The 12,481-nt window shown below is 74.4% G+C and carries 10 protein-coding genes; 5 read left to right on the top strand and 5 right to left on the bottom strand.

What is annotated here, in order from left to right; genetic code table 11:
* Window positions 1–57: 57 nt before the first annotated feature.
* Window positions 58–1,977, bottom strand: a complete 1,920-nt coding sequence (locus ACIQKA_RS05140; protein ID WP_402540006.1) for an N-acetylmuramoyl-L-alanine amidase — start codon at window positions 1,975–1,977, stop codon at window positions 58–60.
* A 352-nt stretch (window positions 1,978–2,329) separates the two neighbouring features.
* Entirely contained in the window at window positions 2,330–3,457 is a 1,128-nt protein-coding gene (locus ACIQKA_RS05145) for an aminoglycoside phosphotransferase family protein (RefSeq protein WP_383436921.1), read from the bottom strand.
* A gap of 233 nt (window positions 3,458–3,690) precedes the next feature.
* On the opposite strand from ACIQKA_RS05145, the gene ACIQKA_RS05150 reads away from it, so the two are divergent.
* Window positions 3,691–5,184, top strand: a complete 1,494-nt coding sequence (locus ACIQKA_RS05150; protein WP_383156595.1) for a hypothetical protein — start codon at window positions 3,691–3,693, stop codon at window positions 5,182–5,184.
* Window positions 5,185–5,235: 51 nt separating this feature from the next.
* Here the strand turns inward: ACIQKA_RS05150 and ACIQKA_RS05155 are convergent, their stop codons facing one another.
* Window positions 5,236–6,702 (bottom strand): PP2C family protein-serine/threonine phosphatase, encoded by a 1,467-nt coding sequence (locus ACIQKA_RS05155; protein ID WP_402540009.1) that lies wholly within the window; start codon window positions 6,700–6,702, stop codon window positions 5,236–5,238.
* Window positions 6,703–7,059: 357 nt separating this feature from the next.
* On the opposite strand from ACIQKA_RS05155, the gene ACIQKA_RS05160 reads away from it, so the two are divergent.
* The 3 genes from ACIQKA_RS05160 (at window position 7,060) to ACIQKA_RS05170 (ending at window position 10,618) form a co-directional block, all read left to right on the top strand.
* Entirely contained in the window at window positions 7,060–8,838 is a 1,779-nt protein-coding gene (locus ACIQKA_RS05160) for an NlpC/P60 family protein (RefSeq protein WP_402540010.1), read from the top strand.
* Window positions 8,839–8,907: 69 nt separating this feature from the next.
* Window positions 8,908–9,438, top strand: coding sequence for a GNAT family N-acetyltransferase (locus tag ACIQKA_RS05165; RefSeq protein WP_383156602.1), 531 nt, complete (start codon window positions 8,908–8,910; stop codon window positions 9,436–9,438).
* A gap of 265 nt (window positions 9,439–9,703) precedes the next feature.
* On the top strand, window positions 9,704–10,618 hold the full coding sequence (locus tag ACIQKA_RS05170; protein WP_402540011.1) for a PfkB family carbohydrate kinase: 915 nt from the start codon (window positions 9,704–9,706) through the stop codon (window positions 10,616–10,618).
* Window positions 10,619–10,692: 74 nt separating this feature from the next.
* Here ACIQKA_RS05170 and ACIQKA_RS05175 read toward each other — a convergent pair whose 3' ends face one another.
* Together ACIQKA_RS05175 and ACIQKA_RS05180 are read right to left on the bottom strand one after the other, a co-directional pair.
* A complete protein-coding gene (locus ACIQKA_RS05175; protein WP_383156606.1) occupies window positions 10,693–11,046 on the bottom strand; it encodes a DUF805 domain-containing protein in 354 nt (117 codons plus the stop codon).
* Between the two features lie 210 nt (window positions 11,047–11,256).
* Window positions 11,257–11,622, bottom strand: a complete 366-nt coding sequence (locus ACIQKA_RS05180) for an SPW repeat protein (protein ID WP_402540012.1) — start codon at window positions 11,620–11,622, stop codon at window positions 11,257–11,259.
* A gap of 329 nt (window positions 11,623–11,951) precedes the next feature.
* Between ACIQKA_RS05180 and ACIQKA_RS05185 the strand changes: the two genes are divergently transcribed.
* The gene (locus tag ACIQKA_RS05185; RefSeq protein WP_383156610.1) at window positions 11,952–12,317 is read left to right on the top strand and encodes a cupin domain-containing protein; all 366 of its coding nucleotides are present in this window, start codon (window positions 11,952–11,954) and stop codon (window positions 12,315–12,317) included.
* Window positions 12,318–12,481: the final 164 nt, after the last annotated feature.

Consider the following 12,481-nt stretch of genomic DNA (forward strand, 5'->3'; position numbering starts at 1 on the left):
GGGGTGGTGCCGGACCGCGCGTCCGGCACCACCCCGGGCCTTCCGGCCACCCCTCCGTCAGATCCGGGAAACCCGCACGTCAGCGGCCTTCACGAAGGCCACCCGGTGGCCGAACTGGATCTCGTAGTACTCCTCCCGGCCCCGGACGACCGTGTGCCCGGCCGTGTCGAACGTCGGTGCGAAGAGGTACTCGCCCGGGGTGCGGCCGCCCACCACGTACCGCTGGCCGGCGAGCAGTCCGTACGGCAGCGGCGAGACCGCCTGCACCGGCACGCCCGCCGGGTAGGCCGAGGCCTCCGGATAGGCCCGCCCGTACACCGGCACCTCCGCGAGCCCCGGCCTCGGGGTGAGGACGAGCCCCCGCCCGTCCACCGCCGTGGGCTGCCGGCGCGGGTTGTGGAACCAGGCCTTCTGGCCGAGGTACCAGACCGCCGTCCAGTCGCCCCGGCGCTCCGCCACCGCGAAGCTCTGCCCCGTCGAGGCGCGCGCCCCCGTGTCGTTGACGTCGGTGGTGGAGTCCTCCCCGCCCGGCCGCAGACCGACGTCCTTCACCAGGGGCGCGTCCTCGTCCGGCGCGGTGTGCAGGCGCACCGCCCCGCTGCCGTGCGGCGCGCACGCCGTCCCCGCCGCCGCGCAGTCGGTGTAGACCGGCCGGTGGGCGTCGTAGTCGGGCCGGATCGTCACCACGCCCGCGTGCGGACCGGCGCTCGGGACGATCGGACGGCCGAGCAGCCGGAAGTAGTGCGCCCAGTCCCAGTACGGGCCCGGGTCCGTGTGCATGCCCCGGATCGAGGCCGTCACCGTGCCCGGCACGTTGTCGTGCCCCAGGACGTGCTGCCGGTCCAGCGGGACGTCGTACCGGTCGGCGAGGTACCGCACCAGGCGCGCCGACGACCGGTACATCGCCTCCGTGTACCAGGAGTCCGGCGCGGTCAGGAAGCCCTCGTGCTCCAGGCCCACCGACTTGGCGTTCACGAACCAGTTGCCCGCGTGCCAGCCGACGTCCTTCAGCGGCAGGTGCTGCGCGACGTGCCCGTCGGAGGAGCGCAGCGAGTACTGCCACGACACGTACGCCGGGTCCTGCACCAGGCCCAGGGTGACGTCCCAGGTGGCCTCGGTGTCGTGGATCACGATGTAGTCGATCGACTGGGAGGCCGGCCGGTCCGCCTTGTCGTGGTTGCCGTAGTCGCCGTCGCCGAACTCCTCGTACGGCGCGGGGACCCACTCGCAGGCCACCGTCCGCGGGCACTCCACGGGACCGGCGGCCGGAGCGCGCAGACCGAGCGCCGCCACCTGCTCCGCGGCGGGCGCCACCGACGCGTCGGCCGGGAGCGTCACCACCTGCCCGCCGTCCGTCGTCCGCGTCTCCCCGGTCCGGATCACGTCGAACACGTCGTTCGCGTACGCGGCCGCCGTGGCCGAGTCGTCGGCGCCGGAGTACCGCGCCACCGCTCCGTACCAGTCGGCCGGGTCCGCGCTCGCGGGCAGCCCCGCCTCCCGCTGCGCCGCGGCGAGCAGGGCCGCGCCGCCCTCGATGTTGGCCGCCGTCCGGGTCCGCAGCTCCTCGGCCGGGATCCCGGACAGCGCGGACGCCCGCTCCAGGGTCCGCAGCCGCTCCGGCAGCCGGTCGGCGGACGGCACCGGTGCGGGTGCCTTCGTGCGCGCCGGACGCGAGGAGTCGCCGCGCGGGTCCTCCCCGCCGTCCGAGTGGTGCGGGACGGCCCGCGTCAGGGCCGTCACCGCGTCCGTCAGGTGCATCGGCCCGTATCCGCCGGTCACGCTCGGCGCGCCGCCGTGGCCGTCCCACCGCGACTGGAGGTACGAGACGGCGAGCAGCACGCTCTCGGGGACGCCGTGGCGCGCCGCCGCCCGGGCGAACTGCCCCTGGAGGGCACCCGCCTCGGGCGCGTCGGCACCGGCCGGCGGGGCGGCGGACAGCAGGGGGAGCAGCAGGGCGGCGGACGCCAGGGCGCCCACCGCCCTCGGCGTGCGTCGGGGGGACCCGGAACGGAGCAAGGCGGCCTCCAGGGGCGTGGGGGTGGCACGGAGGGGGGCGTGCGGGGCCGGACCCGTACAGGGGTATCGGCTCCCGAACGATCCGTCAATCACACCCGCGACGGAGGAAGTTCCCACGTCAGAGCCGAAATGGAGGCCGGACGGCGGAGTTTCGCGGCGACGGGCCCCGGGCCTGGGACGCGTCACTGGAGTGGACCACTGGAGAGGCGGGCGCGGGGGAGGGCGCGGCCGCCGGAAGAGCCGGTGCGCCGCGTCCCGGTGTGTCGGCACCGGGACGCGGCGCACCACCCCCGTGGTCGGCAGGACCCGCCTCTCAGCGCGTCCCGACCGCCGCGCGCACGGCCCGCCGTGCCATGGCGCAGTCGTCGTGCAGCCGCCTCAGGAGCAGCCGCTGTTCCTCGCCGGGCGCGAGCGCCCCCGAGGGCACCGGCACGGTGCCGGCCGGCGGGGCCTCCTTCATGGTGCGCTGCACCGCCGTCTCGTAGGTGCGGATCTCCCGCGTCAGCACGATCATCAGGTTCACCAGGAAGGCGTCCCGGGAGGCCGGGCCCGCCTGCTGGGCGAGCTGACTGATCTGGCGCCGGGCCGGCGGCGCGTCACCGAGCACCGCCCACAGGGTCGCCAGGTCGTAGCCGGGCAGGTACCAGCCCGCGTGCTCCCAGTCGACGAGGACCGGACCGGCCGGGGAGAGCAGGACGTTGGAGAGCAGCGCGTCGCCGTGGCAGAACTGGCCCGTGCCCTGACGGCCGCCCGCGTGCGCCAGACCGTGCAGCAGCTTCTGCAGGTCGTCCCGGTCACGGTCGGTGAAGAGGCCGAGCTCGTGGTAACGGGCGATCCGGGCGCCGTAGTCCAGCGGTGCGTCGAAGGTGCCGGCCGGCGGCCGCCAGGCGTTGAGCCGGGCGATCGCGCCGAGCGCGGCCCGCACGTCGGCGCGGGGCGGGGCCTCGACGGGGTGGCGGGAGAGCGCCGCCGCCCGTCCGGGCATCCGCTCGATCACCAGCGTGCAGTTCTCCGGGTCCGCCGCGATCAGCCGGGGCGCCCGCACCGGGGGGCGGTGCCGGACGAAGGCGCGGTAGGAAGCTATTTCGTGCCGGAACCGCTCGACCCAGGCCGACGAGTGGTCCAGTAAACACTTCGCGACCGCCGTGGCCCGTCCGGTCGTTCCGACGATCAGTACGGAACGACCGCTGCGCCGCAGGACCTGCACCGGCTTGAACTCCGGACAGATGCGGTGGACCGAGGCGATCGCCATCTTCAGCTGCGCGCCCTGGGGGCCGGACAGATCGATTCTTCCGCTGACCGGCTGGGTACCGGTGCCGCCCGCCCAGCGCCTCGGCCGGACGGCCTGGGGAGCGGGGGCCAGGTACGGTCCGGCGCCGGCCGGGACGATGCGGTGCTGCGGCCGGGGCGGGGCGGACACGGAGGACGATGCTGTGTACATGGAGGTGACAGATCCCTTCGTGCGCCGACGAGTTGCGTGCGTCGCCCCGCCCGCCCCCGGTCCGCACCCTGGGGAATGAGGGCCGGTCGACGGGACGGGGTGGCGCGTTCCTACCTGACACCCGGGCGCGGGTGGCGGAACACCGGGCGGCCCCTGGCGAAAGCCTGGCGAATAGTCCCCGGCCCCATGACAGGGGTTACTGTCAACTCAGCCGAGAACCTGGGGGCTTAGACGTGACCGGAGAAACCAACACCCGCCTGGCAGACCTGTTCGGCCTGGCCGGCTGGTCCAAGGGCGAACTCGCGAGGCTCGTCAACCGGCAGGCGGCGGCCATGGGCCACCCCCAGCTGGCGACCGACACCTCACGGGTGCGGCGGTGGATCGACCGGGGCGAGACCCCGCGCGATCCCGTCCCCCGGGTGCTGGCAGCACTGTTCACCGAGCGACTCGGCCGTGTCGTGACCATCGAGGACCTCGGGTTCGTACGACACGGGCGTGCGGGGAAACGGCAGGACGTCGGCAAGACGGAGAACCCTGACCAACTGCCCTGGCCACCCGATCGTACGGCGGCGGTCCTCACCGAATTCACGGGAATGGACCTCATGCTCAACCGACGCGGCCTGGTGGGCGCGGGTGCCGCGCTCGCCGCCGGCTCCGTACTCAGCAACGCCATGCACGACTGGCTGCAGACCGATCCCGCCCGCCCGGGCGCCGTTCCGCGTGCCGCCGATCCCCTCCACGCCGACCCCGCCGGGTTCGACCGCTACGAGGCCGCCCCCATCGGGTCGGAGGAGATCGACGCGCTGGAGCGTTCCGTGGAGGTGTTCCGCGCCTGGGACGCCTCCCGGGGTGGCGGTCTCCAGCGCAAGGCCGTGGTGGGCCAGCTCAACGAGGTGGGCGGCATGCTCGCCTATCGCCACCCCGACCACCTCCAGCGGCGCCTGTGGGGCGTCGCCGCCAACCTGGCCGTCCTCGCGGGCTGGATGTCCCACGACGTCGGCCTCGAACCCACGGCGCAGAGGTACTTCGTCATCGCCGCCCACGCGGCCCGCGAGAGCGGCGACCGGCCCCGGGCCGGCGAGGCGCTCTCCCGCGCCGCCCGTCAGATGGTGCACCTGGGCCGGCCGGACGACGCCCTCGACCTGATGAAGCTCGCCAAGACGGGCTCGGGCGAGCGGCTGCTGCCCAGGACCCGGGCCATGTTCCACACCATCGAGGCCTGGGCGCAGGCGTCGATGGGCCGGGGGCAGGCCATGCGCCGCACCCTCGGCGAGGCCGAGGACCTGTTCGTGTCGGACCGGGGCGACGAGAGGACGCCGAGCTGGATGCAGAACTTCGACGAGGCCGACATGCACGGCATGGAGGCCCTCGCCTACCGCACCCTCGCCGAGCACGACCCGGCCGCCGCGATCCCCGCGCAGCGCCACGCCAAGCTCGCCCTCGACCTGCGGAGCAAGGGGCACGAGCGGTCCAAGCTCTTCGACCACATCTCCCTCGCCTCGGCCTGCTTCATCGCCGACGACCCGGAGCAGGCCGACCGGTACGCCCGGCTCGCCCTCATCTCCATGGGGGACACCTCCTCCCACCGGACCTGGGACCGGCTGAGGGAGATGTACCGGCTCACCGGCCAGTACGCCGACCACGCCAGGACCGACAGCCTGCGCGAGGAGATCGAGCTGGCCCTGACCCGGTCGCCGGTGGTCCGCCCGAGGCCCGGACAGGCCTGATCCCCGGCCCCTTCGGGGACCGGGGCCGCCGGCCGCGCGCCGCCGGGCGGCTCAGTGGCCGACCCGGACCACCATCACGCACGCGTCGTCCTCGCGCGACTCCTCGCCGAACTCCTCGACCACCACCCGCACGCCCTCCCGCGCGTCCCGCACGCCGGCGAGCCGGGGGCCGAGGGCGAGCAGTCGCCGTGCGCCCGTGTCGTCGTCCGCGGCACCGCCGCCCCGGCTCAGCCCGTCCGTGTGCAGGACGAGCACGTCGCCCGGGAGGAGCCGGGTCTCGGCCTCCTCGTACGCGGCGCCCGTCGTCGCGCCGAGGAGGACGCCCTCGGGCCGCCGCAGGGCGCGCCCCGTCCCGTCGCGGAAGAGCAGCGGGGCGGGGTGGCCGGCCTGCGCCCAGGTCAGGGTCCGGTCGACGGGGTCGTACCGGCAGCACATCGCGCTGCCGAGCGCGGGCTGTACGGAGGTCTCCAGGAGCTGGTTGAGGTGGCCCATCAGGGCGGCGGGGCGGATGCCGGCGACGGCCATGCCGCGCAGCGCCCCGAGGAGCATCGCCATCGAGGAGGTCGCGGCGACCCCGTGGCCGGTCAGGTCGCCGACGGTCAGCAGGGCGTCCCCGTCCGGCAGCGCGAGCGCGTCGTACCAGTCGCCGCCGATCAGTCTGGTGCTGGCGGCCGGGAGGTAGTGCGCGGCCACGTCGAGCGGGGCCGGTCCGTCGTGCGCGAAGTGCAGCGAGCCGTGCCACGGCGGCAGCACCGCCTCCTGGAGTTCCACGGCGACCCGGCGCTCGGTGCGCTCGATGTCCCGGCTGCGCTCCAGACCCGCCCGGCTCTCCCTGACCGCCCGCTGGCTGCGCCGCAGTTCGCTGACGTCGCGGACGACGGCCCACATGGAGGCGGTGCAGCCGTCGGAGTCGAGGACGGGCTCGCCCGTCATGTGGACGGTGCGCACCCGGCCGTCGGCCCGTACGATCCGGAACTCGCCGTCGATCGGCTTCCCGTCGATCAGACAGTCCGTCACCATCCCCTGGAGGAGGGGCTGGTCCTCGGCGAAGACCATCGTGGGCATCTCGTCGAGCGACATCGGGCCGCTCTCCCGGGTGCGGCCGAAGATCCGGTACAGCTCCTCGGTCCAGCTCACCTCGTCGGTGAGCAGGTTCCACTCGGCGCTGCCGACCCGGGAGAGCAGCGCGCCGGTGCGCCCGGGGGCGGCCGGGCCGTAGGCGGTGCCCGGGTCGGTCGCGAACCCGGTGTCGTGGACGGCCTCCGCCTCCGGCGCGACCTCCACCGGGACGCCCGCCCGGAGCTGTCCCAACTGGGCGCCGAGGTCGTCGAGTTGGTGCACGGCGAGGTCGCACAGGGCGCGCTGCCACCGGTGCTGGGGATCGTCCTCGTTCGCCACGGCGTCCCGGCGGACGGCGTCGACGTCGCCGCGCAGGCGGCGGGTCTGCGAGATCAGCGCGTCCACCGCGCCCGGCACCGGCGGCCGGGCGGGGCGGTCCGCGAACAGAGGGGACGGCATGTCGTACTCCGATGCAGGCGCGGCCACGTGTGAGGGGAAGGCCCGCCTAAGACTGTCGCACAGCCCGGGACGGCTCGTAAGAGGTTTGGCAACACTCGATCCGGTGGTGCTCCTGGCATATGTCAAAGGCCCGGCGGCTATCGGCCACGAAGGGGCGCTCCGTGGCGGAAGACCGTGGGTGGGCGTGGAAACGCGCTGGTGGGGCGAGGGCGGGGGAGGAGTGGGACGGATGGGCGCAAAGGTTCGAGGAGGGCGGAAGCGTGTGCGAGGACGGTCGAGGAGGGAACAGTCGGCTCCACCCCGGCTTTTCGGCACCCGGCCGGACACCGCCTCCCGGCCGTCCGGATGATGGCTCCCATGACTCGCACCTCCCACAGCGGCGGCACCTCCCGACGCACCCTGCTGACCGCGCTGACCGCCACCGCGGCCTCCGTCCCCCTCGTCTCGCCGACCACGGCCCCGGCCCGCGCCGCGCAGGCCGCTCCCCTTGCCGCCGCCCCGGCGGGCGCCGCGCTCCCGACCGGCCTCGGCGGTCCCCGTTCCGCCGTGACCGTCGGCCCCCTCGGCGCCGACTGGTTCACCTCCGTGACCCTCGGCGCGCTCGACACCGCCGTACTGCCCGGCACCCCGGCCCGCACCGAGGTCACCTCCGGCGGCAGACGCGTCGCGCTCCTGACGCTCGGCGCCCGCACGATGGTCCTCCCCGGCCCCGAGCGCACCTTCACCGAGGACAAGAGACCCTTCGCCGACGACTTCCGGCGCACCCTGCCGGACCCGGCGCTCCCCGAGACCGACCGCGTGTACTGGGGCACCGCGCCCGGCGGTGGCGGCTGGACCACCCTCGGCGGCCCGGCCGGCGACTACGCGGTCACCCCCGGCGCCGGCGTCATCAGTCTCACCACGGACTACGCGAGCCGCCACGCCAGCGTCCGCGACGGCGAGATCACGGACGTCGACGTGCGCACGACGGCCTCGTTCGACAAGGTGCCCACCGGCCAGGCGTGTTCGTACGCCCTGTCCTTCGGCTACCAGGACACCCACAACAACTACCGGGCCAGGCTGTCGTTCACGACCTCGGGCGCGGTCGAGCTCCGCGTCGAGAAGGAGGTCGCCGACACCGTCACGCAGCTGGCGCCGGCCGTCCCCCTGGCCACCGGAGTCGCCGCCGGAACCGCGTGGACCGTACGGGTCCGCCGCGAGGGCACCGGGATCAGGGCCAAGGCCTGGCGCACGTCCACCGCCGAGCCCGCCGCCTGGACCGTCGAGGCCACCGACGCCACCTTCGGCAAGGGGCGGGTGGGACTGCGCGCCCTCGCCAACGACGGCTGCACCAACCTGCCGGTCAAGCTGACCGTGAGCCGCTTCGAGGTCACCGCCGCGACCTGGGACGCTCCGCCGACCGTCACCCACAACGACTGGGTGCGCGTCCTGGACCGGCCGTTCGACGGCACGTGGACCCCGGAGCTGGAGGCCCGTGTCCGGGCCTGGGCCGGCTCGACCGCGCCCGACGTGCTCGCCTGCGCGGCGATGTTCCTGCCGGGCGGCCCGGCCGTGACCGCGGGGGCCGGTCCCGCGGCGGGCCACCAGGTCCTCGGCCGGGCCGGCTACGGCCACCTCGACCCGCGGGGCAACCGCTACGAGGGCGCCGACTTCCACGAGTACATGAACCTCGGCTGGACCTTCCCGGACGGCACGCACACCGGTCCGTCGAGCGCGCAGGTCGGCAACCTGGACTGCTCCGGGTACACCCGGATGGTCTTCGGCCACCACCACGGCGTCCCCCTGGCGGCCGGGGCGGACACCTCCGGGACCCGGCTGCCCCGCAAGTCCCGCGACATGGCGGAGTACGCGCCGGGCGTCCGCGTCGACCGGACGGCCGGCGGCGCCCCGCCGGCCGCGGCCCAGCTCCAGCCGGGCGACCTGGTCCTCTTCAACGCCGACTCGGGCGACGACGGCCAGACCGCCACGGTCGACCACGTCGGCATCTACCTGGGCAGGGACACGGACGGGAAGCGCCGTTTCCTCTCCAGCCGCAAGACCTGCAACGGACCGACCATGGCCGACCTGGGAGGATCCTCCACCCTGGACGGCACGGGCACGTACGCCGTCAAGCTCCACACCGTGCACCGCCTCTGACGCGGCGGCCCGGGGCCCGGGCCCCGGGGCCCGCTCCGCGACGGGCGGAAGGGCTGAGAGGATGGACCGGTGCCCCCCTCAGAGAGCCCGGCCCGGGCCCCGGTCCCGGCGGCGCGGCCGCTCCGCACCGAGCGGCTGCTGCTGCGGCCCGTCCGCCGCGGCGACCTGCCGGCCGTGACGCGGCTGTGGACCGATCCCGAGGTACGGCGCCACCTCGGCGGCCCCGTCACCGAACCGGTCATCCGCATCCGGCAGCGGCGGATCGTCGGGGCGCCCGGCTTCCACGCCGTGATCCGCGCCGAGGACGGCGTCCTGCTCGGGCTCGTCACGGTGCAGGACGGCGGACGGGGCGGCGAGACGGAGGTCTCCTACCAGTTCCTGCCCGAGCACTGGGGGCACGGATACGCGCGCGAGGCGGTCGGCGCGGCCGTCGCGCGGGCCCTGGAGAGCACGCCGAGCGTGGTCGCGGTCACCCAGGAGGCCAACCACCGCTCCCGCAGGCTCCTGGAGGCCGTCGGCCTGGAGCACGCGGAGTCCTTCGTGGAGTGGGACGCCCACCAGGTGCTCCACCGGCGGCGCCGGGACGGCCGGGCCGCCTGAACCCCGCCGTGCCGCCCGCCGCCACCGCCCGTTCCAGCCGCGCCGCCCGCACCTCGGCGAGGCCGGGCCCGCGCCCGTGCGGGGACCCCGGGGCGCCGCCGTGGTGGCCTCCAGCCGGTCCTCCGGCTCCTTCCCGCCGCCGAACGACACGACCGCGAGCCCCTCGACCGTCTCCACCCGAACCTCCCCCGCACCAGGACCCGGACGGTGGCACGATACGGTCGGCGGCCGGGACGCCCGCTCCCGCTCCGAGGAGGCCCGACCCATGTCCTTCCTGGTGATCGGCGAGTGCGTCGCCGACGTCGTCCGCGCGCCCGGCGCCGCCGACCGCGTCCATCCCGGCGGCAGCCCCGCCAACGTCGCGTACGGGCTCGCCCGCCTCGGCCGGGACGTCACCCTGCTCACCCAGCTCGCCGACGACCCCGCCGGGCGTCTGATCGGCGCCCGTCTGGAGGGCGCGGGCGTACGGGTGGAGACCGGCGGACATCCCCGGCGCACCCCGTCGGCGGTCGTGAGCCTCGACGCGGAGGGCCGGGCCGCGTACGCCTTCGACATCGCCTGGACGCTGGAGGCCGGAGCGCTCCCCGCGCGGACGCCCGCCCATCTGCACATCGGCTCGATCGCGGCCGTCACCGCCCCCGGCGCGGCGGCCGTCCTGGCCGGGGCCGAGCGGTTCCGCGACCGGGCCACGGTCAGCTACGACCCCAACGTGCGGCCCTCGCTGATGGGGGAACACGCCCCGGCGGTCGCCCGGGTCGAACACTGCGTCGCCCTCGCCGACCTGGTCAAGGTGAGCGACGAGGACCTGGCCTGGCTGTACCCGGGGGAGGAGCCGGAGGCGGTCGCCGCCCGCTGGCTGGCCCTCGGCCCGGCCGTCGTCCTGGTCACCCGGGGCGCGGCCGGCTCCTGCGCCGTCACGCGGCACCACGCGGTCGCCGCCGCGGCGCCCCCGGCCGACGTCGTCGACACCGTCGGCGCGGGCGACTCGTTCATGTCCGCCGTCCTGGACGCGCTGGCCGGGCGGGACCGGGCGGCCCTCGGCGCCCTCTCCGCCGGGGAGCTGGCCGAACTGCTCGCACGGGCCGGGGCGGCGGCGGCCGTGACCGTCTCCCGGGCCGGGGCCCACCCGCCCGACCGGGCCGAACTGGACGCGGCCCGCCGGGATCCGGCCGGGGCGTGACACGGCCGTGGCCCCCGGAGGAATCCTCCGGGGGCCACGGGCATGTGTGGTGCGGTGCTTCGGCGCGGGGACCGTCAGTAGGCCGGGGCCAGCTTCGGGTTCGGGCCGTACGCGTTCTGCTGCTGCTCGCCCTCGAGGCAGTTGAAGACCAGCAGGACGATGAAGCCGACGAACGGGACCAGGGCGATGAGGATCCACCAGCCGGAACGGCCGGTGTCGTGCAGACGCCGGACGGACACGCCGAGGGCCGGCAGGAAGACGGCCAGGGTGTAGATGAGGCTCAGGATCTGTATGCCCAGGACGTTGTCCAGGATGGAGAGGATGACCGCTGCGATGAAGTTGAACAGCGTGAACATCCAGAATTCCTTGCGGCGCGCCCGGCCGCTGAACACCGCGTACTTCTTGAGAACGTCGAGGTACCAGTTCACTTTGTCCCCCCAAGGACTGGGTATGCGAGCGGGAGCCTGTCCCTGTGGAGCAAGCTTTACGCAGAACTTAGGTGGCCGAAACCGCGTGGGTCAATTCGTTACCGTGTGGATGCGGTTCGTCCGCGGGGGACGGTGAACGGCGGCACCTCGCGGGAGTTGAGGTGCCGCCGTTCCGGACGGGGTCGGTGAGGGATCGAGGAGGGCCGGAGGTCACGTCCTCCTCTTGCTCTTGCTCATGAGCAGTCCGCCGGCCGTGAGGGCGAACAGGCAGACGCACGCGCCGGTGATGACGTTGTTGAGGATCATTCCCGTGTCGGGGCCGCGCGTGACCACCCACGGCGAGACGATCAGCCACGCGCCGAGCAGCAGGACCACGAAGTTCAGGTCCTGCGACCGCTCCGGCACCATCGACATGCACAGGCCGAGCAGCGCGATGCCGATGCCGACGACCAGGTTGCTGAGGGCGAGTTCCGGTCGGGCCGCGGCGAAGTGGACCGTCCACGCGGAGATCGCGGCGTAGACGCCGGCGAGGATCACGAGTTCCTCGACCGCCGCCACACCTCGGGTCTGGAGCATACGGGCATATCGGTCCCGCATTTCCGGTGCGTCGGGGTGTCCCGAGATATCACCGTGGCGATGAGAGACGTCGGCCATGTGACTCGCCTCCTTCTGGTGTCTTGCAAGTCGGGCCGCGCTTGCGACGCAATGCGCCGCTGTTTCATTGTGCTCTTATCTGGCCTTTATGTGTAGTTCTGTCCCCTGGGGGATGTGTACAGAATTCGGCGCCCGGACGTGCCGGGTTCCACCAAAGGTGATCGGCCGTTCGGCAAAGGTCCGACCTGCGGGAACCGGCGTAGCCTGGAAGGGAACTCGGGGAACCGACCTTTCAGCGCCGGGAGTGGATCATGGCCGGCATCGTGCGGAGAAGCTTCGACGCGGCGGACGAGAGCCGCCCCTTCGAGGACGGCAAGGGAAGGCTCGACCTGCTGACCGACGAGCGCGGCCCGGTCGGCCGCGCCGTGTTCGAACCGGGCTGGCGGTGGACCGAGCACGTCAAGCCGATCGCGGGCACCGACAGCTGCCGGGCCGCCCACGTCGGATACGTCGTCAGCGGCCGGATGAAGGTCGTCATGGACGACGGCGAGACCGAGGAGTTCGGACCGGGCGACTTCATGCGGGTGGAGCCCGGTCACGACGCGTGGGTCCTCGACGACGAGGCGTGCGTGGTCCTCGACTGGGCGGGCTTCGGCGACTACGCCAAACCTGCCTGACCTGCCCGGCCTGCCCGGCCTGCCCGGCCTGCCCGGCCTGCCCGGCCTGCCCGGCCTGCCCGGCCTGCCCGGCCTGCCCGGCCTGCCCGGCCTGCCCGGCCCGTGGTCGCGTGCCTCAGTGGTGCCCGAACCTCGTCCCCTCCCACGGCACCCGCCCGTGCGGG

Source organism: Streptomyces sp. NPDC092045 (assembly GCF_044756005.1).
Classification (GTDB): domain Bacteria; phylum Actinomycetota; class Actinomycetes; order Streptomycetales; family Streptomycetaceae; genus Streptomyces.